The organism is Pseudomonas sp. SDO5271_S396 (assembly GCF_054071795.1).
In genome coordinates, this window is record NZ_JBSVWB010000001.1 from 210,999 (window position 1) to 237,818 (window position 26,820).

Genomic DNA, 26,820 nt, shown 5'->3' on the forward strand with positions numbered 1-26,820 from the left:
CACCCCAGCGCGGGACAAGCCCGCTCACCACATGCTGAGGTTTCAGGATCAAACCTCAGCCTGGGCCCCTTCGAACCACTTGAGCTTCTCGCGCAGCACCACCACCTCACCCACGATCACCAGTGTCGGCGCATGTACTTCATGTTCCGCCACCAGGCGCGGCAGGTCGGCCAGGGTGCCGGTGAATACACGCTGGTTGGACGTGGTGCCCTGCTGGATCAACGCTGCCGGAGTGTCCGCCGCGCGCCCATGCTGGATCAGCTGTTCGCAGATGATCGGCAACCCGATCAGCCCCATGTAGAACACCAGGGTCTGGGACGGTCCCACCAAGTCATGCCAGGGCAGGTCCGATGTGCCATCCTTCAAATGCCCGGTGATGAAGCGCACCGACTGCGCATAATCGCGGTGGGTCAGCGGAATCCCGGCATAGGCCGCACAACCGCTGGCCGCCGTGATGCCCGGTACCACCTGGAACGGGATGCCGTGGGCCGCCAGTTCCTCGATCTCTTCACCACCGCGTCCAAAGATGAACGGGTCGCCGCCCTTGAGACGCAGCACGCGCTTGCCCTGGCGAGCCAGGTCCACCAGTTGCTGGTTGATCTGGTCCTGGGGCACGGCGTGGTCGGCGCGACGCTTGCCGACGTATACGCGCTCGGCGTCACGGCGACACAGCTCGAGAATCGCCGGTGCGACCAGGCGGTCGTACAGCACCACGTCGGCCTGCTGCATCAGGCGCAGCGCGCGGAAGGTCAGCAAGTCCGGGTCGCCAGGGCCTGCGCCCACCAGATACACCTCACCCGGCGCATCCGGCGGAGCGCCATTGACCTTCTCGATCAACAGGCGTTCGGCCTCGGCACCCTGCCCGGCCAGCTGGCGGTCGGCAATCGGACCTTGAAACACGTCTTCCCAGAACGCACGACGTTGCTGTACATCCGGGTAAAGGCTTTTGACCTGAGCCCGAAACCGCGCCGCCAGCCCGGCCAACTGACCATAGGTGGACGGAATCCAGGTTTCCAGCTTGGCGCGAATCAAGCGTGCCAGCACCGGCGCGTCGCCGCCGCTGGACACCGCGATCACCAACGGTGAACGGTCGACAATCGCCGGGAAGATCACGCTGCACAAGGCCGGTGCGTCCACCACATTGACCGGCACACAACGACGCTTGGCGTCACTGGACACTTGCGCGTTCAGTGGCTCATCGTCGGTAGCGGCGATGATCAGGGTGCAACCGTCGAGGTCGGCCTCCTGATAACCGCGCAGAATCAGTTCCCCGCCACTGCCCAGCACCAACTCATTGAGTTGGTTTTCGATCTGGGGAGCAACCACCCGCAGCACTGCACCGGCATCGGCCAGCAGCCGGGATTTGCGCAAGGCAATCTCCCCACCGCCGACGACCAACACACGACTGCCGCGCAGGTTATGAAACAGCGGCAGAAATTCCATTTAGCCGATGACCTCGACGCCCGCCATGTACGGCTTGAGCACGCCCGGCACGCGGATCGAACCGTCGGCCTGCTGGTAGTTTTCCAGCACTGCCACGAGGGTACGGCCTACGGCCAGGCCCGAACCGTTGAGGGTGTGCACCAGCTCCGGCTTGCCGGTTTCCGGGTTGCGGAAACGCGCTTGCATGCGGCGGGCCTGGAAATCGCCACAGTTGGAGCACGACGAAATCTCGCGGTATTTGTCCTGGCTCGGCACCCAGACTTCGAGGTCGTAGGTCTTCACGGCACTGAAACCCATGTCGCCGGTGCACAGCGCCAGCACACGGTACGGCAGTTCCAGCAACTGCAGCACGCGCTCGGCGTTGGCGGTCATGCCTTCCAGCGCCTGCATCGAAGTCGAAGGCTCCACCACCTGCACCATCTCGACCTTGTCGAACTGGTGTTGGCGGATCATGCCGCGGGTGTCGCGCCCCGAAGCACCGGCCTCACTGCGGAAACACGGGCTATGGGCGACGAATTTCAACGGCAGTTGCTTGGCGTCGAGGATCTCGCCGGACACGATGTTGGTCAGCGACACTTCAGCAGTTGGGATCAGATAGAAGTCCGCTTCCCCCTCACGGGTGATCTTGAACAGATCCTCTTCGAATTTCGGCAGCTGGCCAGTGCCCTCCAGAGCAGGCGCCTGGACCAGATAAGGCGTGTAAGCCTCTTCATAGCCGTGCTCGCCGGTGTGCAGGTTGATCATGAACTGCGCCAGGGCACGGTGCAGACGCGCGATCGGGCCGCGCAGCAAGGCAAAGCGCGCACCGGACATCTTGGCGGCGGTTTCGAAGTCCAGGCCGCCGGTCAGCTCACCCAGGGCAACGTGGTCCTTGACCTCGAAATCGAAGGCTTTGGGCGTGCCCCAACGGCGCACTTCGACGTTACCGTCTTCGTCCTCGCCCACCGGGACCGACTCATGCGGCAGGTTGGGAATGCCCAGCAGGATATCGTCCAACGCCTTTTGAATGTTCTCCAGCTCGACTTTGCCATCGGACAGCTCGGTGCCCATGCGCTCGACGTCCGCCATCAACGGCGCGATGTCTTCGCCACGCTGCTTGGCCTGACCGATGGATTTGGAGCGCGCATTCCGCTCAGCCTGCAGTGCTTCGGTGCGGGTCTGGACGGTCTTGCGCTGTTCTTCCAGCGCTTCGATGCGCGCAACATCCAAGGCAAAGCCACGGGATGCCAGGCGGTCCGCTACGTCCTGAAGGTTGCTACGTAACAGTTTGGAATCGAGCATGTCGGTCTCTCGTTTATCAAAGTTTGGTCAAGGACAGGCCAGCCCAGGTGGCGAGCAGCCCGCCGAACACACTGATGGCCAGGTACCCGAAGGCGACCGGGGCCTGCCCGCTTTCCAGCAGGCGCAGCGTATCCAGTGAAAAGGATGAAAAGGTCGTCAGACCGCCTACAAAGCCGACAATCAAGCCGGCACGAATTTCAATCGGCACTTCCGGGCGCAACAGGAACCAGCCGTACAACAGCCCGATGATCAGACAGCCCACCAGGTTGACCGCCAGTGTCGCCGCATAAAAATGCTTCGGCCAATTGGCGCTGACCCAAGTGCCGGTGGCGAAACGCAATAATGTACCAGCGATGCCGGCGACGGACACAGCAAGAATCGTCTTGAGCACTACTTTCTCCGCTGTCTGGGGCTGAGTCGATCGAGTTGGGCGAGGTGATTGAGCTTTTCCCCGATCTTCAGCTCCAGGCCACGGGGCACCGGCTGGTAGAACGGCTGCGGCTCAAGCGCCTCCGGGAAATAATCTTCGCCGGCCGCATAGGCGTCCGGCTCGTCATGGGCATAGCGGTATTCATCGCCATAACCGAGTTGCTTCATCAACTTGGTCGGCGCATTGCGCAAGTGCAGCGGCACTTCCAGGGAGCCATGCTCCGCGGCGGCACGCAAGGCCGATTTGAATCCCATGTACACCGCATTGCTTTTCGGCGCACAGGCCAGGTAAGTAATGGCCTGCGCCACCGCCAGCTCGCCTTCGGGGCTGCCGAGGCGCTCCTGCACATCCCAGGCCGCCAGGCACAGGCTCAGGGCTCGCGGGTCGGCGTTGCCGATGTCTTCACTGGCCATGCGCACGACACGGCGGGCCAGGTACAACGGATCGCAACCGCCATCGATCATGCGCGCAAACCAGTACAGCGCGCCGTCCGGGTTGGAGCCGCGCACGGATTTATGCAACGCCGAAATCTGGTCATAGAAGGCTTCGCCGCCCTTGTCGAAGCGTCGGCGCGTATCGCCGAGCAAGCTCTGCAACAGGTCGACACCAATCTCGCCGCCGTCTTCGGCCAGGTCGGAAGCATTTTCCAGCAGGTTGAGAAAGCGTCGGCCATCGCCGTCGGCAGCGGTCAACAGAATCTGGAAACCTTCATCGCTGACACTCAACTGGCGCTTGCCCAGCCCCTTGTCTTCGTTCAGGGCGCGCTGCAAGAGCTTGCGCATCGCCGCTTCGTCCAGGCTCTTGAGCACATAGACCCGCGCCCGCGAAAGCAAAGCGTTGTTGAGTTCGAACGAGGGGTTTTCGGTGGTGGCACCGATGAAGATCAGCGTGCCGTCTTCGACATAAGGCAGGAACGCGTCCTGCTGCGACTTGTTGAAGCGATGCACTTCGTCGACGAACAGGATGGTGCGCTTGCCGTACTGCCCGGCCTGCTGCTTGGCCACATCCACCGCCTGGCGAATCTCTTTGACCCCGGCGAGCACCGCCGAGACCGTTTCGAAGTGCGCATCCGAAACCTTTGCCAGCAGCCGCGCCAAGGTGGTTTTGCCCACCCCCGGCGGCCCCCAGAAAATCATCGAATGCAAGGCGCCCTGCTCCAGCGCTTCGCGCAAAGGCTTGCCGCGAGCGAGCAGGTGTTCCTGACCGACGTACTCATCCAGGTTGGTCGAACGCAAGCGCGCGGCCAAGGGCTGGGCAATCGGGTCACTGCGAAACAGGTCCATGGGCAGCGTGTTATTCCTGGATCACGTCGGCACCCTTGGGGATGTCGAACTTGAACGTGGAGGCCGGCACCGGTTGGTTGGCCTTGACCCCGGAGAACAGGATATCGGTACGCTGACCGACACTGTCGACCAGACGCATGTTGTTGATCACACCATTGCCGAACGACAGGGACAGGGTGTCGAACAGCGTGTCCTTGGATTTTGGCTTGAGGGTGAATTCGATCACGTTGCTGGTTTGCTTGGAGGTGATATCGAAGCTGTCGTTGATCTTCGACACATCCCCCGACAGCAACAGCGCCGGTGTCTGGTTCAGGCGCGGGTCGAGCTTCTTGATGGTTGCCTGTTCCAGGTCCGGATCCCAGAGGGTGACCTTCTGGCCATCCGAGACGATGGTCTGCTCGGCCTTGCCTTCGGTATGCCAGTAGAACAGCCCGGGACGCTGCACGGCCATTTCGCCCGCGGTTTCCTGCAATTGGGTGCCACCGGCATCCAGGGTCAGTTGGGAGAAACGCGCGGTCAGGGTCTGGGACTTGTCCAACAGGTTCTTCAGGCTGGCGACGGAGGCCGGGTCGGCGTGCGCCGAAACAGCGGTCAGGGCCAGTGCCGGCAACAACAGCAGGCGGATAAGACGCATGGGAATCCTCATTGAGTCGTCAGGGCGAGCCGCGTGCTGCCACGCGGCCCGTGATCAGTCGCGCATCTGCCCGGGGGCGATGACTTCACGCGAGCCGTTGGTGTTCATTGCGGTCACGACGCCGGCCATTTCCATGGCCTCGATCATGCGGGCGGCGCGGTTGTAGCCGATCTTCAGCTTGCGTTGCACCGCAGAAATCGAGGCGCGACGGCTTTCGAGCACGAACGCCACGGCTTCGTCATACAGCGCATCGGTTTCCGCGTCTTCTTCGCCGCCACCGCCGCCATTTTCGAAGCCACTGCCAGCCTCTTCGACACCGTTGAGGATGTCGTCGTTGTATTCCGGCGCGCCACGCAGCTTCCAGGCCTCCACCACGCGGTGCACTTCATCGTCGGAAACGAACGCACCATGCACGCGAATCGGCAGGCTGGTGCCCGGCGGCATGTAGAGCATGTCGCCGTGGCCCAGCAACTGTTCGGCGCCGCCCTGGTCGATGATGGTCCGCGAGTCGATCTTGCTCGACACCTGGAACGCCATGCGCGTCGGGATGTTCGCCTTGATCAGGCCGGTGATTACGTCCACCGACGGACGCTGGGTCGCGAGGATCAGGTGAATACCGGCGGCACGGGCCTTCTGGGCGATCCGCGCAATGAGCTCTTCGACCTTCTTGCCGACGATCATCATCATGTCGGCGAATTCGTCGACCACCACCACGATGGTCGGCAGCTTGGTCAGTTTCGGCGCTTCGTCGTGAATGCTTTCGCGCTTGTACAGCGGGTCATCGATGGTCTCGCCACGGTCGTGGGCTTCCTTGATCTTGGCGTTGAAGCCCGACAGGTTGCGCACCCCCATCTTGGCCATCAGCTTGTAGCGTCGCTCCATCTCGGCGACGCTCCAACGCAGGGCGTTGGCGGCGTCTTTCATATCGGTGACCACCGGGCACAGCAAATGCGGAATGCCTTCGTAGATCGACAGCTCGAGCATTTTCGGGTCGATCATGATCAGCTTGGCGTCGTCCGGACCGGACTTGAACAGGATCGACAGAATCATCGCGTTCACGCCCACCGACTTACCGGAACCAGTGGTACCGGCCACCAGCAGGTGCGGCATTTTGGCGAGGTCGGTGATCACCGGCTTGCCGCCGATGTCATGCCCCAGAGCCAGGGTGACCGGCGACTTGAAGTTGTCGTACTCCGGCGTGGACAGCACTTCGGAGAAGCGCACGATCTGGCGGTCTTCGTTGGGAATCTCGATACCCACGGTGGTCTTGCCGGGAATCACTTCCACCACGCGCACGCTGGTCACGGCCAGGGAACGGGCCAGGTCCTTCGCCAGGTTGGCGATGCGGCTGACCTTCACACCGGCAGCCGGCTGGATTTCGTAACGGGTAATGACCGGGCCGGGGTGGATCGAGTCCACGGCCACTTCGACGCCGAATTCCTTAAGCTTGATTTCCAGCAGATGCCCCACTGCCGCCAGGGACTCCGGCGAATAGTTGAGCTGTTTCTTTTCGGCCGGATCGAGAATCGAGATCGGTGGCAAGGTGCCCTCGACGGCACTGTCGACGAACAACGGTGCCTGTTTCTCTTTCTGCACGCGGTGGCTCGGCTCCGGCGGTTTGGGCGGCGCGGCGGCGATCACCGGCGGCACCTGTTTCTCGCGGTCCGACATGTGTTTGCTCAGGGCCTGCTCGCGCTCGATCAGGCGCTCCTTGACCTTGGCCTGCTCACGCCGGTCCGGCGTACTTGGGGCCACCACTTCGTTGACGCGGGTGTCCACCTCGCGCAGTTGCGCCACCATGCGCTTGCGGTCGACACGCGCCGCCCACCAGCGGTTGGCCGCGCCCTGGAACAACTCAAGCAGGTCGAGGGTGATCTTGCCGGTGACGTCCATCACCTTGAACCACGACAGGTCAGTGAACACCGTGAGACCGAACAGGAACAGCGCGATGAACATCAGAGTGCTGCCCTGGATATTCAGGGTTCTGCGCGCCAGGTCGCCGAGGCTTTCGCCCAGCGCCCCACCGGCGCCCGCCGGCAGGCCGGTGGGTGCATGAAAATGGATATGGGCCAGCGCAGCGCCGGACAGCACCAGGAACACCAGGCCGATCAGGCGCCAGGAAAACAGCCAGCCGCTCCACTGCCACGGCTCGTGACGCTGACGGAAGATCTGCCAGGTCTTGATCGCCAGCAGCAGCGGGAAGATATAGGCGAAGTAACCCAGCACCATGAACAGGATATCGGCGCTGTAGGAACCGGCAGGCCCACCGAAGTTCTGCACGTCTTCGATCTTGCTGTCGTGACTCCAGCCCGGATCGTCCTTGCCGTACGTGATCAAGGCCATCATCAGGAACAGGCACAGCGCGCCGATCGCGATCAGCGCGCCTTCCTTGAGTCGGTAATGCAGGTGCTGACGCCAGGCCGGCACAACTGCTGCTTTGGGTACTGCGGCGGATTTCTTCAAAACGGGTCTTTTCCTGCGCCTTCAGCGCGTCCATCTATTGAATGACTGTAAAGACTGCCCCATCCGGGCAGGTGAAAAATGAACGAGCGTCGTTGAATCTACGTTTAATGCAGCATGTTTGCTTGATGAAATGACGAAAGCGCCACACTGGCCGCATTGTACGGGTTTGCGTCCGCGATGCCACGCCCTTGCCCTTCACCCAGCAGCATAGCCAATTTATGTGTCACGACATGTCCAATTTGAGCATGCATTGTCTTTGCTGACAAAGGCTTATGAGCTGTTTTTGCCAATCCAGGCAAGCTTGGCAAATGGCCTGCATGGGTCAGACCCGATTACGACCACATCGCCAGCATCAAGTTGCAGAAACACCCGCTTATGCTAATACACCCCAATCCCGGATTCGGGCTGGCCCCAGAGCGCCGCGTCGACAATAATCACCATTCCCGCGGCAGGTTGCTCGCCTGCGACTCCCCTCCCCTTCCGCAAGCCTGGATGCCATGCTGACCTGGTTACAACGCGATACCCTGACCTTCCCGCCATTGGCCAAGGCCATGCGTGAACCCAACGGCCTGCTGGCCGCCGGCGGCGACCTGTCAGCCGAGCGACTGGTGCAAGCCTATCGCCACGGCTGCTTTCCATGGTTCTCCGAAGGCCAGCCCATTCTCTGGTGGTCGCCGGACCCACGCACCGTGATATTCCCGGACGAACTGCATGTTTCCCGCAGCCTCGCCAAGCTGTTGCGCCAACAGCGGTATCGCGTGACCTTCGACCAGGATTTTGCCGCCGTCATCCGCGCCTGCGCCGCACCCCGCGCCTATGCCGATGGCACCTGGATCACCGAAGGCATTCAGAGTGCCTATCTGGAACTTCACCGCCGCGGCCATGCTCATTCAGTGGAAGTCTGGGATGGACCCGAGCTGGTCGGCGGCCTGTACGGCCTGGCCATGGGCCAACTGTTTTTCGGTGAATCCATGTTCAGCCGCGCCGACAACGCCTCGAAGTTCGGTTTTGCCACGCTGGTCAGACAATTGCAGGCCTGGGGGTTTGTGCTGATCGACTGCCAGATGCCTAACGAACATCTGCACAGCCTGGGTGCCCGCTCCATTCCCCGTAGCGACTTCGCGGGCTTTTTGCGCGATCATCTCGATCAACCCAGCTCTGGACCGTGGGTTTGCTAGGCGACTTCCTCGCACCTGGCTTACACTTATTTCAAAGCTTATCCGAGGGTTGACCATGACCGAGTTGGCGCGCTTGAAGTTTTATGCCACTCAACCCCACTCTTGCAGCTATCTGCCCGATGAGCAGGCGACCACGCTGTTCCTCGACCCCAGCCAGCCAATGGATGTGCATGTGTACGCCGATCTGTCGGAAATGGGCTTTCGGCGCAGCGGCGACCATCTGTACCGGCCACACTGCCAGAACTGCAATGCCTGCGTTCCGGCACGCATCCCCGTGGCGCAGTTTCTGCCGGACCGTAATCAGAAGCGCATCCTCAAGCGCAACGCCGACCTGACCGTGACGCCGGCCAAGCCTCGCTTTACCGAAGAATATTTCGACCTGTATCAGCGCTATATCGAAGAACGCCACGCCGATGGCGATATGTTTCCACCCAGCCGCGACCAGTTTTCCACCTTCCTGGTGCGCGAACTGCCGTTTTCACGCTTCTATGAATTTCGCCTCGACGGCCGACTGGTCGCCGTGGCCGTGACCGATCTGCTGCCCAATGGCCTGTCGGCGGTCTACACCTTTTATGAGCCAGCCGAAGAGCGTCGCAGTCTGGGTCGCTTCGCCATCCTGTGGCAAATCGGCGAAGCGTTGCGCCTGGAATTGGAGGCGGTGTATCTCGGCTACTGGATCAAAAACTGCAAAAAGATGAACTACAAGACCCAATATCGGCCTATTGAACTGCTGATTAACCAAAGATGGGTCACGCTTAACTAGAACCCCTTGGCTTGCCCCCCCTTTTTCGGGCACAATGCACGCCGCTTTTGCCTGGCGCAGTTGCACCGGGCCATTCACTGGATACCGAGGGCTTTACTGCATGTCGAAAGAAGACAGCTTCGAAATGGAAGGCACTGTCGTCGACACCCTGCCCAACACCATGTTTCGTGTGGAGTTGGAAAATGGGCACGTCGTAACCGCGCATATCTCCGGCAAGATGCGCAAGAACTACATTCGTATTCTTACCGGTGACAAAGTGCGCGTCGAGCTGACGCCCTATGACTTGAGCAAAGGGCGCATCACTTACCGCGCTCGCTAAGCAAGTCAATACAAAACGCCCGGTTATGCCGGGCGTTTTTGTGTGCACGCGATTTAACAGTCACCACTTGACCCTGTGGGAGCAGGCAAGCCAGCTCCCACATTTGATCTTTACCACTCAATAGATATTGACCACCCCGTCTATCAAGACAGCAAAAAGGCGCCTTTCGGCGCCTTTGCTTTTTTCAACGATCGATCAAGCCATTTCAGCCGTGGTTTCGAACTCGAAGGTCAGCTCGCCATCCTTGAGATCGATGTGCACCACGCCACCATGGTCCGAGAGTTCGCCAAACAGGATCTCTTCGGCCAATGGCCGCTTGATCTTGTCCTGGATCAGACGCGCCATTGGGCGAGCGCCCATTGCCGCATCGTAGCCACCCTCGGCCAGCCAGCTGCGCGCCGCGTCCGTAACCTCCAGCTGCACGCGCTTGTCTTCCAACTGCGCCTGAAGTTCGGTGAGGAACTTGTCCACCACACTTTTGATGACCTCATGGCTGAGGCGACCAAACTGGATAATGGTGTCCAGACGGTTGCGGAACTCGGGCGTGAAGCTCTTCTTGATCACTTCCATCGCATCGGAAGAATGATCCTGATGGCTGAAGCCGATCGAAGCCCGCGCGGCGGTTTCGGCACCGGCGTTGGTGGTCATGATCACGATCACGTTGCGGAAATCCGCCTTGCGCCCGTTGTTGTCGGTCAGGGTACCGTGGTCCATGACCTGCAGCAGCAGGTTGAAGACTTCCGGATGCGCCTTCTCGATTTCATCCAGCAGCAATACGCAATGCGGTTGCTTGGTAATCGCCTCGGTCAGCAGGCCACCCTGGTCAAAGCCGACATAGCCCGGAGGCGCACCGATCAGGCGCGACACGGTGTGGCGCTCCATGTACTCGGACATGTCGAACCGCACCAGTTCGATCCCCATGGCCTTGGCCAATTGCCGCGCGGCCTCGGTCTTGCCGACGCCGGTCGGGCCTGCGAACAGGAACGAACCCACCGGCTTGTCCGGCGACTTGAGACCGGCCCGGGACAATTTGATCGCGGTGGACAGCGAATCGATGGCCGCATCCTGACCGAACACGGTCAGCTTCAGGTCGCGCTCCAGATTACGCAGCAGTTCCTTGTCGGAGCTGGTGACGTGTTTTGGCGGAATGCGCGCGATCTTCGCCACGATGTCCTCGACCTGCGGCACATCGATACGCTTGACGCGCTTCTCCACCGGCTGCAGACGCTGGAAGGCGCCCGCCTCGTCGATCACATCGATGGCTTTGTCCGGCATGTGCCGGTCGTTGATGTAGCGCGACGCCAGCTCGGCCGCCGAACGCAGGGCTTCATCGGTGTATTCGATGCCATGGTGCGCCTCGAAACGCCCCTTGAGCCCGCGCAGGATGCCGACGGTGTCTTCGACCGAAGGCTCGGACACATCGACCTTCTGGAAGCGACGCGCCAAGGCACGGTCTTTCTCGAAGATGCCGCGAAACTCCTGGAAGGTGGTCGAGCCGATGCAACGGATATCACCCGACGACAACAGTGGCTTGAGCAGGTTGGATGCGTCCATCACCCCACCCGACGCCGCACCGGCACCGATGATGGTGTGGATTTCGTCGATGAACAGGATGGCTTGCGGGCGTTTTTTCAGCTCGCCGAGCAACGCCTTGAAGCGCTTCTCGAAATCGCCACGGTACTTGGTCCCGGCGAGCAAGGCGCCCAGGTCAAGGGAGTAGACGACGCTGTTGGCCAGCAGGTCAGGTACCTGATTATCGACGATACGCTTGGCCAGGCCTTCGGCAATCGCGGTTTTACCCACGCCTGCCTCTCCCACCAGCAGCGGATTGTTCTTGCGACGGCGAGCGAGGATCTGCGCAACACGCTCGACCTCGAGCTCACGCCCCACGAGCGGATCGATCCGCCCCTGGCGCGCCAGTTCGTTGAGGTTGCTGGCATAGGCATCCAGTGGATTGCCCGAGGAAGAAGACTCACCGCCCTCGTCGTCCTGCATATCCTGCTCACCCTCGGAATGATCGCCGTGCCCAGGCACCTTGGAGATACCGTGGGCGATGTAGTTGACGACATCGATACGGGCAACGCTCTGCTGTTTCAGCAGGAACACTGCCTGGCTTTCCTGTTCACTGAAGATCGCCACCAGCACGTTGGCGCCAGTGACTTCACGCTTGCCGGAGCTCTGTACGTGGAAAACAGCACGCTGCAATACCCGCTGAAAGCCCAGGGTCGGCTGGGTTTCGCGGTCCTCGTCATGCACGGGGATCAGTGGCGTGGTGGAGTCGATAAACTCCTGCAGGTCATGCTTGAGTTTGTCGAGGTTGGCGCCGCACGCACGCAGAACGGTGGCGGCAGCTTCGTTATCCAAAAGTGCCAGCAGCAGGTGCTCGACGGTCATGAACTCATGACGCTTCGAACGGGCCTCCTTGAAGGCAAGATTGAGGGTGACTTCGAGCTCGCGGTTTAACATAGCTTCACCTCATACCCAAGTGGTCGGCGTTAACCGTCCTTCTCGATTTCACAGAGTAGCGGATGCTGGCTTTCCCTGGCGTACTGGTTGACCTGCATGGCCTTTGTCTCGGCGATGTCGCGGGTAAACACTCCACATACTGCCCGTCCTTCTGTGTGAACGGCCAGCATTACCTTGGTCGCCAACTCGCGGTTCAGGTTAAAAAACACCTCGAGCACTTCGACGACGAAATCCATCGGTGTGTAGTCATCATTGAACAAAACCACCTTGTACATCGGCGGCGCCTGTAAAGCAGGCTTGGCCTCCTGAACAGCAATGCCTGCAGAACCGTCGTCATCGTGTTCCTGATCCGGGCGATCCTGATTGAATGTTAGTCGAATCTGGCTGTTTGCATGCATGGAAAGAAGGTTCGTCAGTGGTTCAAATACAGTGGTGGGGGCGACCTGTCAGAATTTCAACTCTTACCGCCAGGCCACCTTGACTATCGGCGAATCGGTGTTACAACCAATAGAACCCACAGTGGGTAAAAAAGGTCCGCGCAGTCAACCTTATTTATTCGGGTTAGGACGGATAAACTGGATGATACTCCAGTGATGGAGTCTGGTGCAGAGGGATATGGTTATGGCAAGCGGTAAGGTCAAATGGTTCAACAATGCCAAAGGCTATGGATTTGTCGTAGAAGACGGTAAGTCCGAAGATCTCTTTGCGCACTATTCAGCGATCAAGATGGATGGGTACAAAACGCTGAAAGCGGGCCAGCCTGTAAATTTTGAAATCATTCAAGGCCCCAAAGGGTTGCACGCCGTGGACATCTCTGCCGCCACGAGCGCCCCCGCAGCTTCCGAAACACCCAGCGCTCATAAAGAGAATAAAGCAACGGCCTGATTCTGGGCCGAGCGTGCAATCACGACAGAAGACCGGCCACCTCATTCAGTTCGAAGTGGCCGGCTTTTTTTGCGCCCTACATATGGGAAATCAACGCATCACCAAAGCCCGACGAAGACACCAGCTTCGCACCCTCCATCAGGCGCTCGAAGTCATAGGTCACGGTTTTGGCGCCAATCGCCCCGTTGGTGCCCTTGATGATCAAGTCCGCCGCCTCGGTCCAACCCATATGACGCAGCATCATTTCCGCCGACAGGATCAATGACCCCGGATTGACCTGGTCCTTGCCCGCATATTTCGGCGCGGTGCCGTGGGTCGCTTCAAACATCGCCACTGTGTCGGACAGGTTGGCGCCCGGCGCGATACCGATACCCCCCACTTCCGCCGCCAGCGCGTCGGAAAGGTAGTCGCCATTGAGGTTGAGGGTTGCAATCACATCATATTCGGCCGGGCGCAACAGGATCTGCTGGAGCATGGCATCGGCGATCGCATCCTTGACCACCACATTCTTGCCGGTCTTCGGGTTCTTGAACTGCATCCACGGGCCACCGTCAAGCAAGGTCGCGCCGAACTCCTCGGCCGCCACTTCGTAGGCCCATTCCTTGAAGGCCCCTTCGGTGAACTTCATGATGTTGCCCTTGTGCACGATGGTCAGCGAGCTGCGGTCGTTATCGACCACATATTGAAGGGCCTTGCGCGCCAGGCGCTTGGTGCCTTCTTTCGAGACCGGTTTCACACCGATCCCGCAATCCTGATCGAAACGGATCTTGGTGACGCCCATTTCTTCCTTGAGGAACTTGATCACTTTTACCGCTTCTGGCGAGCCGGCCTTCCATTCGATACCGGCATAAATGTCTTCGGAGTTCTCGCGAAAGATGGTCATGTCTACATCGCCGGGCTTCTTGACCGGGCTGGGCACGCCTTCGAACCAGCGCACCGGGCGCAGGCACACATACAGATCAAGTTGCTGACGCAGAGCCACGTTCAGCGAGCGGATACCGCCACCAACCGGCGTGGTCAGTGGCCCCTTGATCGAAACCACGTAATCCTTGACCGCATCCAGGGTTTCCTGAGGCAGCCAGGTGTCCTGATCGTAGACTTGGGTCGCCTTCTCGCCGGCATACACCTCCATCCAGGAGATCTTGCGCTTTCCGCCGTAGGCCTTTGCCACAGCGGCATCGACAACCTTGATCATGACCGGGCTGATGTCGACACCAATGCCGTCGCCCTCGATGAACGGGATGATCGGGTTGTCCGGAACGTTGAGAGAATGGTCTGCGTTGACGGTGATTTTGTCGCCGACTGCCGGAACCTGAATCTTCTGGTATCCCATGTTGAACTCCCTCTATGGATTGAACATCTGGCTGCGTTCGAGCCTACTCCAGATAAATGACGTTCGAAACCTCACGCCCTGCTCATTTGCATCGAAAACAGCGTACTTAGTCGACTACAAGCCTGAAAGCCAAGGGAAAAGCGCCAATCTTGAGCACATTGTGCGACAAGGGACGCAACCCGTTGCCTGCGACCTTTAGACCAATGGACGACACACCTTTTGTATGAAGGCTCGGCGTAAGCATAGCGACCTATGTATAATGCCGCCGCTGACCCAAGAGTCACGACAGCTGACCGCTCTAGACAGTAGCCCTCAGCCAGAAAGCAGGACTATTACAATAGTCCACCCGCTTGACGCTCGACTGATGCAACCCAACATCACCGCGAAGAAACCTCGACATTTCGCTCATGGATGACTTTGAACGAACGCGCTCCACCCGGCGCATCTCGAGTTTCTGCGCACGCTTTCAGCAAAGAAGAGAGTTAATCCGAATATGCCCACCCGCTCGAAGATCATCTACACCTTCACCGACGAAGCCCCAGCCCTCGCCACCTATTCACTGCTGCCTATCGTAGAGGCCTTCACCGCTTCAGCTGATATTGCCGTGGAAACCCGCGACATTTCCCTTGCCGGGCGCATCCTCTCAAGCTTCCCCGAGCAACTGGGCGCCAAGGCCGTACCGGACCACCTCGCCGAACTGGGCGCCCTGGCCGTTACCCCTGATGCCAACATCATCAAGCTGCCGAACATCAGCGCCTCCCAGCCGCAACTGCTGGCCGCGATCAAGGAGCTGCAAGCCCAGGGCTATGCCCTGCCGGATTACCCGGAAACCGTAACCACCGACGCGGAAAAAGAAACCCGCGCGCGTTACGACAAGGTCAAGGGCAGTGCCGTGAACCCGGTTCTGCGCGAAGGCAACTCCGACCGTCGCGCCCCGCTGTCGGTCAAGAACTATGCACGCAAGCACCCGCACAAGATGGGCGCCTGGGCCAAGGACTCCAAGTCCCACGTGGCGCATATGGCCGCCGGCGACTTCTACGGCAGCGAAAAAGCGGTACAGATCGAAGCGGCCGACACGGTCAAGATCGAGCTGATCGCCCAGGACGGTAGCGTTTCGGTCCTGAAAGAAAAGACCAAGGCCCAGGCCGGCGAGATCCTCGACTGCTCCGTCATGAGCAAAGCGGCGCTGCGCGACTTCATCGCCGCCGAAATCGAAGACGCCAAGAAACAAGGCGTGCTGCTGTCGGTTCACCTCAAAGCCACCATGATGAAGGTCTCCGACCCGATCATGTTCGGCCAGATCGTTGCCGAGTTCTATAAAGATGCCCTGGCCAAGCACGCCGACGTGCTGGCCCAGATCGGCTTCAACCTGAACAACGGCATCGGCGATCTGTACGCCCGCATCAAGGCCCTGCCGGCTGAACAGCAAGCGCAGATCGAAGCCAACATCCAGGCTGTCTACGCCGTTCGCCCATCCCTGGCGATGGTCAACTCCGACAAAGGCATCACCAACCTGCACGTGCCGAGCGACGTAATCGTCGACGCCTCGATGCCGGCCATGATCCGTGACTCCGGCAAGATGTGGGGCACCGACGGCCAACTGCACGACACCAAGGCCGTGATCCCGGATCGCTGCTACGCCACCATCTACCAGGCCGTAATCGAAGATTGCAAAGCCAATGGTGCGTTCGATCCAACCACCATGGGCAGCGTGCCGAACGTGGGCCTGATGGCGCAGAAAGCCGAAGAGTACGGCTCCCACGACAAAACCTTCCAGATCAAGGCTGACGGCGTGGTTCGCGTGTCCGACAGCAGCGGTCGCGTGCTGATGGAACAAGCGGTGCAAACCGGCGACATCTTCCGCATGTGCCAAACCAAAGACGCGCCGATCCAGGACTGGGTCAAACTGGCCGTCAACCGTTCCCGCGCCAGCAATACCCCGGCCGTGTTCTGGCTGGACCCGCTGCGTGCCCACGATGGCGTCGTGGTCGAGAAAGTTCAGGCTTACCTGAAAGACCACAACACCGAAGGCCTGGACATCCGCATCATGTCGCCGGTCGACGCGATGAAGTTCACCCTGGAACGTACCCGCAAGGGCCTGGACACCATCTCGGTAACCGGCAACGTACTGCGTGACTACCTGACCGACCTGTTCCCGATCATGGAACTGGGCACCAGCGCCAAGATGCTCTCCATCGTGCCGCTGATGAACGGCGGTGGCCTGTTCGAAACCGGCGCCGGTGGTTCGGCCCCGAAACACGTGCAGCAACTGGTTGAAGAGAACTTCCTGCGCTGGGATTCCCTGGGCGAGTTCCTGGCCCTGGCCGCGTCCCTCGAGCATTTGGGTGTGAACTACAACAACCCGAAAGCCCTGGTACTGTCCAAGACCCTGGACCAGGCCACCGGCCAGTTCCTCGACAACAACAAGTCGCCATCGCGCAAAGTCGGCAACATCGACAACCGCGGTAGCCACTTCTACCTGGCGCTGTACTGGGCTCAGGCCGTGGCCGCCCAGACCGAAGACACCGACCTGCAAGCGCGCTTCAGCGAGCTGGCCAAGACCCTGACCGCGAACGAAGCAACCATCGTTGCCGAACTCAACGCCGTTCAAGGCAAGCCAGTGGAAATCGGTGGCTACTACGCGCCGAACCCGGAGCTGACCGCCAAGGCCATGCGTCCAAGCAACACCCTCAACGCCGCCATCGCTGCGCTGAAGTAAGGTTGTAAACGCTGCAAAAAAGCCCCGGCCATGTGCCGGGGCTTTTGTTTATGCGCGGTTCCAGCATCATGCCTTGCGAACCAGCCCGACCACCACGCCCAACCCTGCCAGCACGAAACCTGCCGCCACTGGCGGGATAAGGCTCACCCCCGCCCCGTTGATGATCAACCCGCCGATCAATGCGCCAAGGCCAATGGCTGCGTTGAACACCGCAACATTGATGGACGTTGCCGCGTCCGCCCCGCCCTCGATCAATGCGGCGCCCTTGAACACCGACGTCTGCAACAGCACGGGAATCGCGCCATAGGCAGCACCCCAGATCGCCAGAATGATCATGAAGCTCACCAGCGCCAAGCCCAACGCCACAAGCCCTGCCGCCATTAACGCCGTCACCAGCACCAGGCAGGTTTTCAGCGATTTTCCGGCAAAAGGGCCCACCACGAAATTGGCCACCACCCCCGCACCACCATAGACCAACAGTAGACGGCTGATGTCGAGCGCACTCATCTGCGCCAGTTGTTCGAGGTAGGGCGTGATGTAGGTGTAGGCCAGAAAGTTACCCGTCACGATCAACGCCGTCGCTGCGAACACTGCCAGCAAGGGCCCACTCCTGAGCACCCTGCCCATTGCATCCCGAGTGGCCGCGCCCGAAATACGCACTGCCGGTACCGACCAGGTCACCGCCACGAAAACCACCAGACTCAATGCCCCCAACCCCGCGAACACCGCCCGCCAGCCAAGATGCTCACCCAGCACCGTGCCTGCCGGTATACCGAGGACAGTCGCCAGCGACACCCCAGCAAATACGGCCTGGGTAGCGCGCACCGCATTGCGGGCATGCACCAGGTACACCGCCGTGACCACCGCTGTCGACCAGAACACCCCGATGGCGGCTGCCACCAGCAAACGCCCGACCAGCACCACGGCGTAGCTGGGGGCCAGCCACGTCACCAGATTGCCTGCGCAGCAAACCGCCAACAGGATCGCCATCAGCGCCTTGCGGTTGATCGAGCCGAGCAGTCCGGTCAACGGTGCCGCCGTCAATGCCACCACGAACGCGAAGCAGCTGACCAGATAGCCCGCTTGCCCGAGCGATACATCCAAGCCTGCTGCCATGGACGGCAATACACCCACCGGCATCAGCTCGGTGCTGACGAACGAAAAACAGCCCAGGCTCAGTGCCAGCACCGCTGCTGTGCTACGAGCCCGGGAGACGGCCAACCGGTGACCTTCGCCCGTGTTTTCCGGAGCGAAATGTGAAGCAGTGGTTTCCATGAAGTGTTCCAGATGGGTATTTGAGAAAAGGATCAGTGAATCGGCAACGCGACACCGGACAGCTGCTCGCATTGCGCAAGAAAACGATCCTGCAGCTCGACGTCAAATGCCGCCTTGAGCGGCGCAGCCGGACGCTGGTGATAGAAGTAGCCGCCTGTCACGTAGCTGTCGCGAGCAGTACCGGCGGCCAGCCATGCCTGGGTGCGCGGCGCCAGATCCAGATCATCCGTCGCCCCTTCGCCGCCCAGCTTGGTCGAGACCCAACCGGGCTCCAGGCTGTTGGAAAGCACGTCGGGCCAGCGCCGCGCCACGGCAAAGGCCAGCAGAACGTTATGCAATTTAGAGTCGGAATAAGCCCGCGTGCCGTTCCACGGGCGCCGCTCCCAGGCCAGGTCCTGCAACGACACGTCGGCGCAGTAGTGCATGCGCGAACTGACGTAAATCAAGCGGCTTGGGCGCTTGACCAGCGCCGTGAGGATATACGGCGCCAAAGCATTGATCGCGAACACATGGGGCAAGCCATCCACGGTTCCCACTCGCACCGGCTCTTCAAAACCGACACCGGCGTTATGAATGATCGCGTCGAATTCGCCCATCGCATTGATGCGCGAGGCCAACTCACGGGTTTGCTCAATGCTCGACAAATCGGCGTGCAATGCCGCTTCAGCGCCAGGCACCTGTTCAAGGGCATAGGCGGCGCGCACGGCATTGCGTGCATGCAGCACCACGCTGTGTCCTTCGTCCACCAATTGCCGGGCCGCCATCTGGCCAAGGCCATCGGACGAACCGGTGATAAGAATACGTGCCATGCAGAAACCTCCAGGATGTGTGCCAGAGAAATTCTGCGGTCACGCATCCATGATTGCGATAGCATGAAAGTCATAACTTCTATGCGCAGGAATCAACAATGCCAACCCTCAGCTCCCACCTGCTCGAAGGCGTCGACGTGATGGCTGCCGTGGTCGACACCCGCAGCTTTGGTGGTGCCGCCGAAGCGCTGGACATGTCTCAGTCAGGTGTCAGCCGCTCGGTTGCACGGCTTGAGGCCCGCCTGGGTATCCGCGTATTCGAGCGCACCACGCGCTCGGTGCGGCTGACCGACGAAGGCCGGCAATTCTATGAGCAGGTGATGCCGCTGATTGCCGCGCTGGCGGAAGCCACCGGCAGTGCGGCCGGCGAAGTGCAGAAAGTCAGCGGACGCTTGCGGGTCAACGTCGACCCCTTGTTTGCCCAACACATCCTCGGCCCGCGCCTGGGTCAGTTCATGGATGCTCACCCGGAGCTGGAAGTGGAGCTGCGTTGCCGTGACGAACTGGGCGACCTGATCGCTGACGGCTTTGATCTGGCTTTACGTTTCGGCCACCCGCAAGCTTCATCCCTGGTGGCCAGAAAATTGTTCGACACGCGCGTACTGGCCGTGGCCTCGCCCACTTACCTGGAACGCTTCGGGCACCCCGGCCACCCACGGGAGCTGGAGAGCGGACAGCACCGCTGCATTCTGTTCCGCGAACCGATCAGCGGCAGGCCGTTTCCCTGGGAGTTTCATCAAGGGCGCAAGAAGCTGGTGGTGAAACCCAAGGGCACACTGACCCTCAACGAGGCAGGCACCTTGTTCAGTACCTGCCTTGCCGGGCTGGGGATCAGGCAGTTGTTCGAGATGGGGGCGGAAAAACACCTGGCCGCCAGTGAGCTGGTGCCGGTGTTCCCGCAATGGTCGGATTTGCGCTTCCCGCTGTATGCGTACTACCCGTCGCGGCACCATGTTCCGGCCAAGACCCGCGCGTTGCTGGAGTTTGTCGGGAAACTCGTATGATTTAGCCTTCGGTGAACAGCCGCACAACGCCCGTCATATTGAGGTCGCCCAGGCCCTGTTCGATAGCCGTACCGAACACCTGGCGCGAGGCTTCGATGGTCGGCGCCAACTGCGCGCCACCCGCCGCGCTCACCACGTAGCCGAAATCCTTTTCGATCAGCGTCACCGGGAACTGCGGGGCAAAATTGCCCGCCGCCATGGACGCCGCGCTGCGTTGGGAGGCAACGCTGGACACCGAGGTTGCCGCCACCGCATCGAAGGCCTTGGTCAGGTCGACACCCTGCTTGCCGAGCATGCCAAACAGCTCGGCCAGGGTAGTGACCTGAACGCCCAGCAGCGCATTGGTCGCCAGCTTGACCAGTGCACCCGCCCCCAATGGCCCCACGTGATGCAACGAAGTGCCCATCGCCAGCAGCACGGTGCGAGCAGCCTCGACCACCGCCGGCGCGCCGCCCACCAGAAACACCAATTGCGCAGCTTCGGCTTGCGGTCGCGAACCGGACACTGGCGCATCGATCAGGGCCAGGCCCTTGACCTGCAACGCCTTACCCAGCGCCAGGATCCATTCGTGGGAAACCGTGGACGACTCGATCGCGATGCTGTCGGGCGCCATGCCCGCCGCGGCGCCGTGTTCCGGGTTCAACCACACGTCTCGTGACGCTGCATCGTCACGCACCATGCTCAAGACAATCGACGCGCCGCTGGCGGCCTCCCTCGGCGTGGTCGCCTGTCGTGCACCGGCGGCGACCAGCTCTTCAGCCGCCTTGGCGCTGCGGTTCCAGACCGTCACTGCATGCCCCGCCCGCAACAGGTTCAATGCCATGCGCGAACCCATCGCGCCCAGACCCAATACTGCAATAGTTGCCATTGTTCACACTCCAGATAGGGAAATCATTCATCCACAAATACCCATCGCGCATTGAGTTCCGCCAACACACGAAAAAAATATAAATTTTTACAATAAAATATATATTTATGCGAAAAGCAGTTTTTTGCAAGCCTCGCGAACAGGCCCGTATGATGTCGAGCGTTTTTAACCATCGAGAGGGACTCATGAGCTGGCAACCTCACATCACCGTCGCCACCATCGTCGAAGACAACGGCCGTTTCCTGATGGTTGAAGAACTCAAGGGGGGTCGCGCCGTGCTGAACCAGCCCGCCGGCCATCTGGACCCGAACGAAACCCTGACCGAAGCCGCGGTGCGCGAGACGCTGGAAGAAACCGGCTGGGACGTCGAAGCCACCGGCATTGTCGGCATCTATCTGTACACCGCGCCCAGCAACGGCGTGACCTACCAGCGCGTGTGCTTTATCGCCAAGGCGCTGAAACATCATCCGGAGTACACGTTGGACGATGGCATCGTCCGCGCCCGCTGGCTGACCCGCGACGAGCTGATTGCCCTGCGTGAAGACTGGCGCAGCGAACTGATCATCCGCTGCATCGACGATTACCTGGCCGGCCAGCGCCACAGTCTCGAGCTGATCCGCCCTTCTCTTTAGCCTTGCAGGCTCGAGCCTGTTAGAATCGCGTCCTTTTTCAAGACACCCGTTGAAACCCTATGCGTGATCCAGCCCCTTCTGACACACAAAAGAAGCGCGTCATCGTCGGCATGTCCGGCGGCGTGGACTCTTCCGTTTCCGCCGTTCTGCTCATGGAGCAGGGTTATGAGGTGGAAGGCCTGTTCATGAAGAACTGGGAAGAAGACGATGGAACCGAATATTGCACCGCCATGGACGACCTGGCGGACGCCCAGGCCGTGTGCGACAAGATCGGCATCAAGCTGCACACCGCCAACTTCGCCGCCGAGTACTGGGACAACGTGTTCGAGCATTTCCTGGCCGAATACAAGGCCGGTCGCACGCCGAACCCGGACATCCTGTGCAACCGTGAAATCAAGTTCAAGGCGTTCCTCGACTACGCCCTGATGCTGGGCGCCGACCTGATCGCCACCGGCCACTACGTGCGCCGTCGCGACATCGAAAACCGCACCGAACTGCTCAAGGGCCTGGACCCGAACAAGGATCAGAGCTATTTCCTGCACGCCGTCGGCGGCGAACAGATCGCCAAGACACTGTTCCCTGTCGGCGAGCTGGAAAAACCCGAAGTGCGCCGGATCGCCGAGAAGCACGGCCTGGCCACCGCCAAGAAGAAAGACTCCACAGGTATCTGCTTTATTGGCGAGCGCCGCTTCAGCGACTTCCTCAAGCAGTACCTGCCGGCGCAACCGGGCGAGATCAAGACCACCGAAGGTGAAGTCATCGGCCGCCACCATGGCTTGATGTACCACACCATCGGCCAGCGCCAGGGGTTGGGTATCGGCGGCTTGAAAGACGCCGGGGACGAGCCGTGGTATGTGCTGGTCAAGGACCTCGTCAACAACGTGCTGATCGTTGGTCAAGGCAACGAACACCCGCTGCTGTTCTCCGGCGCCCTGCTCGCCTCGGAGATCTACTGGGTCAATCCGATCGACCTGAGCACTCCGCGCCGCCTGACCGCCAAGGTGCGTTATCGCCAGGGCGACCAGGCTTGCACCCTGGAAAAAACCGCGACCGGCTACCGCGCGACTTTCGACGAGCCGCAACGCGCGGTGACGCCTGGGCAGTCGGTGGTGTTTTACGACGGTGAAGTGTGCCTGGGCGGCGGCGTGATCGAAGTGGCCGAAGCCTGGAGCAACCCGGCATGAGCCCGATCCAGGAGCAATTGACGGCGCTGGGCGGTGTGTTTCTGGCGGCGGTGCTGGTGGACAAGATCGCCAAGACCGGCCAGGTCACCGAGGCCGGGCTGACCTGCATGCTCGGCAGTCTGCTGATCCGCGACCCCAAGGACACCCTTGAAGTCTACGGCGGCGACGACCTGGCGCTGCGCGAGGGCTACCGCGCGCTGATCGGCGCCCTGGAGCGCGACCCCAGCACCCTGCAGCGCGAGCCGCTGCGCTATGCCCTGTCGATGCTCGGCCTCGAACGTCAACTGGCCAAGCGCGACGACATGCTGGAAACCATCGGTAACCGCCTGCCGCAGATTCAGTCCCAGGTGGAACATTTCGGCCCGGCCCACGAAAACGTGATCGCCGCCTGCGGCGCGTTGTATCAGGACACCCTGAGCACACTGCGCCAGCGGATCCAGGTGCACGGTGACATGCGCAACCTGCAACAGCCCAACAACGCTTCGAAAATCCGTGCGCTGCTGCTGGCCGGTATTCGCTCGGCACGGCTGTGGCGTCAGTTGGGTGGCCACCGTTGGCAGTTGGTCATCAGCCGTCGAAAATTACTCAAAGAGCTTTACCCGTTGATGCGTAACGAATAAGTCGCAGCAACCCGCCTTTTTCAGCACCACACGCGTAATACGCCGGTCAGTTGGCAACGGACCGGCGGATTTTTTCATGTATGATACGCGCCCCATTTCGTTGCCCGACTGTCCGAGAACACCCCATGCAGCTCTCTTCGCTCACTGCGGTTTCCCCTGTTGACGGCCGCTACGCCGGCAAAACCCAGGCCCTGCGCCCTATTTTCAGCGAGTACGGCCTGATCCGTGCCCGCGTTCTGGTTGAAGTGCGCTGGCTCCAGCGCCTGGCCGCTCACCCGGGCATCGGTGAAGTGCCGGCGTTTTCCGCCGAAGCCAACGCCGTGCTGAACGCCCTGGCCGACAACTTCGCTCTGGAGCACGCCGAGCGTGTCAAAGAGATCGAGCGCACCACCAACCACGACGTAAAAGCCATTGAGTACCTGCTCAAGGAACAAGCGGCCAAACTGCCGGAACTGGCCAAGGTCAGCGAGTTCATCCACTTTGCCTGCACCAGCGAGGACATCAACAACCTGTCCCACGCCCTGATGCTGCGTGAAGGCCGCGATGACGTGATGCTGCCGCTGATGCGCCAGACCGCCAACGCCATTCGCGAACTGGCCCTGCGCTTCGCCGACGTGCCAATGCTGTCGCGCACCCACGGCCAACCGGCTTCGCCGACCACCCTGGGTAAAGAGCTGGCCAACGTGGTGTATCGCCTGGAGCGCCAGATCGCTCAAGTCGCGGCCGTGCCACTGCTGGGCAAGATCAACGGCGCCGTGGGCAACTACAACGCCCACCTGTCGGCCTACCCGGAAATCGACTGGGAAGAAAACGCCCGCGCCTTCATCGAAGACGAGCTGGGCCTGGCCTTCAACCCCTACACCACCCAGATCGAACCGCACGACTACATCGCCGAGCTGTTCGACGCCATTGCGCGCTTCAACACCATCCTGATCGACTTCGACCGTGATATCTGGGGCTACATCTCCCTGGGCTACTTCAAGCAGCGCACCATTGCCGGTGAAATCGGTTCGTCGACCATGCCGCACAAGGTCAACCCGATCGATTTCGAAAACTCCGAAGGCAACCTGGGCATCGCCAACGCGCTGTTCCAGCACTTGGCCAGCAAGCTGCCAATTTCCCGCTGGCAGCGCGACCTGACCGACTCCACCGTACTGCGCAACCTCGGCGTGGGCTTTGCCCACAGCGTGATCGCGTACGAAGCCAGTCTCAAAGGCATCGGCAAGCTGGAGCTGAACGAGCAGAAGATCGCCGCCGACCTGGACGCCTGCTGGGAAGTATTGGCCGAGCCGATCCAGACCGTGATGCGTCGCTACAACATCGAAAACCCCTACGAGAAGCTGAAAGAATTGACCCGCGGCAAGGGCATCAGCCCTGAAGCGCTGCAAACTTTCATCGACTCGCTGGACATGCCGGCCGCCGCCAAGGCCGAGCTGAAACTGCTCACTCCGGCCAATTACATTGGCAATGCCGTGGCCCAGGCCAAGCGCATCTGATTCACGCAAGACCCTTGAGACGCCCGGCCGCGCCGGGCGTTTTTATTTCAGTCTGAAAAATGCTTTTTTTCAATAGGTTACACATGAATCCTGACATCCCTCTTCAACTTTTGGGCGGTATCACGGCACGGGAATTCCTGCGCGACTACTGGCAGAAAAAACCGCTGCTGATCCGTCAGGCCATCCCTGATTTCGAAAGCCCGATCGACGCCGACGAACTGGCCGGCCTGGCCCTGGAAGAAGAAGTCGAGTCGCGCCTGGTGATCGAGCACGGCGAGCGTCCATGGGAACTGCGTCGCGGCCCGTTCGCCGAAGATGCGTTCAGCACCCTGCCCGAGCGCGAGTGGACCCTGCTCGTGCAAGCGGTCGACCAGTTCGTGCCGGAAGTCGCCGAACTGCTGGAGCAGTTCCGCTTCCTGCCGAGCTGGCGCATCGACGACGTAATGATCAGCTTCGCCGCACCTGGCGGCAGCGTGGGTCCGCACTTCGACAACTACGACGTGTTCCTGCTGCAAGCGCAGGGTAAGCGCAACTGGAAAATCGGCCAGATGTGCAACTCCGAAAGCCCTCTGCTGCAACATGCCGATCTGCGCATCCTCGCTGAATTCGAAGAGAGCGCCGAATGGGTACTGGAGCCGGGCGACATGCTGTACCTGCCGCCGCGCCTGGCGCACTTCGGTATTGCCGAAGATGACTGCATGACCTACTCGGTAGGCTTCCGCGCACCCAGCGCCGCTGAAGTGCTGACCCACTTCACCGACTTCCTCAGCCAGTACCTCACCGACGAAGAACGCTACACTGACGCTGACGCCCAACCGGCGGCGGACCCACATCAAATTCAAGGCGATGCCCTCGACCGTCTCAAGAGCCTGCTGGCCGAGCACATGAGCGACGAACGCATGCTGCTCACCTGGTTCGGCCAGTTCATGACCGAGCCGCGCTACCCTGAACTGGTGGCCGGGGAAGAGCTGGGCGAAGACGACTTTATCGGCAGCCTGCAAGACGGCGCGATCCTGGTGCGCAACCCGAGCGCACGCCTGGCCTGGTCGGAAGTGGACGACGACCTCCTGCTGTTCGCCAGCGGCCAGAGCCGCTATCTGCCGGGCAAGCTGCGCGAACTGCTGAAGCTGATCTGCGCCGCCGACGCCCTGCACGCCGACAACCTCGGCCCATGGCTGGCGGATGAAGATGGTCGCGATCTGCTGCACGAACTGGTCAAGCAAGGAAGCCTGGGATTTGCCGATGAATAAGATTCACGTCAGTGTCGCGGATTGGCAAAAGGATATCGCCGAGATTCGGCGCATTCGTGAAGCGGTGTTTATCGCTGAACAGTCGGTACCGCCGGAACTTGAGTGGGATTCGGAAGACGCCGATGCGGTGCACTTCCTCGCCTTCGAAGGTGACTTTCCGATTGGCACCGCGCGCTTGTTGCCCACGGGCGAAATCGGTCGGGTCTCGGTACTCAAGGATTGGCGTGGCCTGAACGTGGGCGGCAAGCTGATGGACGCGGTGATCGGCGAGGCCGAGCGACGCGGCCAGACCCGGCAGTTTCTCAGTGCACAGGTGTATGCGGCGCCGTTTTATGAGCGGCTGGGCTTCAAGATCGTCAGTGACGAGTTTCTTGAGGTCGGGATTCCGCATGTGGATATGGTGCGCGAGGTCTGACTTCAGACCCAGTCGCCTGCATCGCAGGCAAGCCAGCTCCCACAGGAGAATGCATTTCAACTGTGGGAGC

Annotated in this window: 24 protein-coding genes; 12 read left to right on the forward strand and 12 right to left on the reverse strand. The window is 60.7% G+C overall.

Going from position 1 to position 26,820, the window contains the following annotated elements; all coding sequences use genetic code 11:
• Positions 1-48 precede the first annotated feature (48 nt).
• Genes cysG through ACW9IN_RS01040 form a run of 6 tightly spaced genes read right to left on the reverse strand, consistent with a single transcriptional unit; the run spans position 49 to position 7,534 of the window.
• Complete coding sequence (cysG, locus tag ACW9IN_RS01015) at positions 49-1,443, reverse strand: siroheme synthase CysG (RefSeq protein ID WP_457364117.1); 1,395 nt, start codon at positions 1,441-1,443, stop codon at positions 49-51.
• Positions 1,444-2,724: a serine--tRNA ligase gene (gene serS, locus ACW9IN_RS01020; RefSeq protein WP_457364118.1), complete on the reverse strand. Its 1,281-nt coding sequence runs from the start codon at positions 2,722-2,724 to the stop codon at positions 1,444-1,446.
• Between the two features lie 16 nt (positions 2,725-2,740).
• Positions 2,741-3,115, reverse strand: coding sequence for a fluoride efflux transporter CrcB (crcB, locus tag ACW9IN_RS01025; RefSeq protein WP_457364119.1), 375 nt, complete (start codon positions 3,113-3,115; stop codon positions 2,741-2,743).
• Positions 3,115-4,437, reverse strand: coding sequence for a replication-associated recombination protein A (locus ACW9IN_RS01030; protein WP_457364120.1), 1,323 nt, complete (start codon positions 4,435-4,437; stop codon positions 3,115-3,117). The genes crcB and ACW9IN_RS01030 overlap by 1 nt, the downstream gene beginning before the upstream one ends.
• Positions 4,438-4,447: 10 nt before the next feature.
• The gene (gene lolA, locus ACW9IN_RS01035) at positions 4,448-5,071 is read right to left on the reverse strand and encodes an outer membrane lipoprotein chaperone LolA (protein WP_457364121.1); all 624 of its coding nucleotides are present in this window, start codon (positions 5,069-5,071) and stop codon (positions 4,448-4,450) included.
• Positions 5,072-5,125: 54 nt separating this feature from the next.
• Entirely contained in the window at positions 5,126-7,534 is a 2,409-nt protein-coding gene (locus ACW9IN_RS01040) for a DNA translocase FtsK (protein ID WP_457364122.1), read from the reverse strand.
• A gap of 497 nt (positions 7,535-8,031) precedes the next feature.
• Between ACW9IN_RS01040 and aat the strand changes: the two genes are divergently transcribed.
• From aat to infA, 3 genes are all read left to right on the forward strand, one after another.
• Positions 8,032-8,712, forward strand: a complete 681-nt coding sequence (gene aat, locus ACW9IN_RS01045; protein WP_457364123.1) for a leucyl/phenylalanyl-tRNA--protein transferase — start codon at positions 8,032-8,034, stop codon at positions 8,710-8,712.
• Between the two features lie 55 nt (positions 8,713-8,767).
• Positions 8,768-9,475, forward strand: coding sequence for an arginyltransferase (locus tag ACW9IN_RS01050; RefSeq protein WP_457364124.1), 708 nt, complete (start codon positions 8,768-8,770; stop codon positions 9,473-9,475).
• A gap of 100 nt (positions 9,476-9,575) precedes the next feature.
• Complete coding sequence (gene infA / locus ACW9IN_RS01055; RefSeq protein WP_002553999.1) at positions 9,576-9,794, forward strand: translation initiation factor IF-1; 219 nt, start codon at positions 9,576-9,578, stop codon at positions 9,792-9,794.
• A 195-nt stretch (positions 9,795-9,989) separates the two neighbouring features.
• Here the strand turns inward: infA and clpA are convergent, their stop codons facing one another.
• Together clpA and clpS are read right to left on the reverse strand one after the other, a co-directional pair.
• Positions 9,990-12,260 (reverse strand): ATP-dependent Clp protease ATP-binding subunit ClpA, encoded by a 2,271-nt coding sequence (gene clpA, locus ACW9IN_RS01060; protein WP_457364125.1) that lies wholly within the window; start codon positions 12,258-12,260, stop codon positions 9,990-9,992.
• Positions 12,261-12,289: 29 nt separating this feature from the next.
• Positions 12,290-12,658 carry an ATP-dependent Clp protease adapter ClpS gene (clpS, locus tag ACW9IN_RS01065; protein WP_005789091.1) on the reverse strand — a complete coding sequence of 123 codons (369 nt, stop codon included), beginning with the start codon at positions 12,656-12,658 and terminating at the stop codon, positions 12,290-12,292.
• A 223-nt stretch (positions 12,659-12,881) separates the two neighbouring features.
• Between clpS and cspD the strand changes: the two genes are divergently transcribed.
• A complete protein-coding gene (cspD, locus tag ACW9IN_RS01070; RefSeq protein WP_457364126.1) occupies positions 12,882-13,145 on the forward strand; it encodes a cold shock domain-containing protein CspD in 264 nt (87 codons plus the stop codon).
• Positions 13,146-13,221: 76 nt separating this feature from the next.
• Here the strand turns inward: cspD and icd are convergent, their stop codons facing one another.
• Positions 13,222-14,478, reverse strand: coding sequence for an NADP-dependent isocitrate dehydrogenase (icd, locus tag ACW9IN_RS01075; protein ID WP_457364127.1), 1,257 nt, complete (start codon positions 14,476-14,478; stop codon positions 13,222-13,224).
• 493 nt (positions 14,479-14,971) lie between these two features.
• On the opposite strand from icd, the gene ACW9IN_RS01080 reads away from it, so the two are divergent.
• Positions 14,972-17,197 carry an NADP-dependent isocitrate dehydrogenase gene (locus ACW9IN_RS01080; protein WP_457364128.1) on the forward strand — a complete coding sequence of 742 codons (2,226 nt, stop codon included), beginning with the start codon at positions 14,972-14,974 and terminating at the stop codon, positions 17,195-17,197.
• Positions 17,198-17,263: 66 nt separating this feature from the next.
• On the opposite strand, the gene ACW9IN_RS01085 is transcribed toward ACW9IN_RS01080, so the two are convergent.
• Positions 17,264-18,472 carry an MFS transporter gene (locus ACW9IN_RS01085; RefSeq protein WP_457364129.1) on the reverse strand — a complete coding sequence of 403 codons (1,209 nt, stop codon included), beginning with the start codon at positions 18,470-18,472 and terminating at the stop codon, positions 17,264-17,266.
• 32 nt (positions 18,473-18,504) lie between these two features.
• Positions 18,505-19,281: an SDR family NAD(P)-dependent oxidoreductase gene (locus ACW9IN_RS01090; protein ID WP_457364130.1), complete on the reverse strand. Its 777-nt coding sequence runs from the start codon at positions 19,279-19,281 to the stop codon at positions 18,505-18,507.
• Between the two features lie 98 nt (positions 19,282-19,379).
• On the opposite strand from ACW9IN_RS01090, the gene ACW9IN_RS01095 reads away from it, so the two are divergent.
• Positions 19,380-20,285, forward strand: coding sequence for a LysR family transcriptional regulator (locus ACW9IN_RS01095; protein ID WP_457364131.1), 906 nt, complete (start codon positions 19,380-19,382; stop codon positions 20,283-20,285).
• Position 20,286: 1 nt separating this feature from the next.
• Here the strand turns inward: ACW9IN_RS01095 and ACW9IN_RS01100 are convergent, their stop codons facing one another.
• A complete protein-coding gene (locus ACW9IN_RS01100; RefSeq protein WP_457364132.1) occupies positions 20,287-21,153 on the reverse strand; it encodes an NAD(P)-dependent oxidoreductase in 867 nt (288 codons plus the stop codon).
• A gap of 185 nt (positions 21,154-21,338) precedes the next feature.
• Between ACW9IN_RS01100 and ACW9IN_RS01105 the strand changes: the two genes are divergently transcribed.
• The 6 genes from ACW9IN_RS01105 to ACW9IN_RS01130 all read left to right on the forward strand — a co-directional run bounded on the left by ACW9IN_RS01105 (position 21,339) and on the right by ACW9IN_RS01130 (position 26,750).
• Positions 21,339-21,785, forward strand: coding sequence for an NUDIX hydrolase (locus tag ACW9IN_RS01105; protein ID WP_457364133.1), 447 nt, complete (start codon positions 21,339-21,341; stop codon positions 21,783-21,785).
• 59 nt (positions 21,786-21,844) lie between these two features.
• Complete coding sequence (mnmA, locus tag ACW9IN_RS01110) at positions 21,845-22,969, forward strand: tRNA 2-thiouridine(34) synthase MnmA (protein WP_457364134.1); 1,125 nt, start codon at positions 21,845-21,847, stop codon at positions 22,967-22,969.
• A complete protein-coding gene (gene hflD, locus ACW9IN_RS01115; protein WP_457364135.1) occupies positions 22,966-23,589 on the forward strand; it encodes a high frequency lysogenization protein HflD in 624 nt (207 codons plus the stop codon). Before mnmA ends, hflD begins: the two co-directional genes overlap by 4 nt.
• A gap of 125 nt (positions 23,590-23,714) precedes the next feature.
• Positions 23,715-25,085 carry an adenylosuccinate lyase gene (purB, locus tag ACW9IN_RS01120; protein ID WP_457364136.1) on the forward strand — a complete coding sequence of 457 codons (1,371 nt, stop codon included), beginning with the start codon at positions 23,715-23,717 and terminating at the stop codon, positions 25,083-25,085.
• A gap of 83 nt (positions 25,086-25,168) precedes the next feature.
• A complete protein-coding gene (locus tag ACW9IN_RS01125; protein ID WP_457364137.1) occupies positions 25,169-26,335 on the forward strand; it encodes a ribosomal protein uL16 3-hydroxylase in 1,167 nt (388 codons plus the stop codon).
• A complete protein-coding gene (locus ACW9IN_RS01130; RefSeq protein ID WP_457364138.1) occupies positions 26,328-26,750 on the forward strand; it encodes a GNAT family N-acetyltransferase in 423 nt (140 codons plus the stop codon). Before ACW9IN_RS01125 ends, ACW9IN_RS01130 begins: the two co-directional genes overlap by 8 nt.
• The last annotated feature ends 70 nt before the right edge of the window (positions 26,751-26,820 follow it).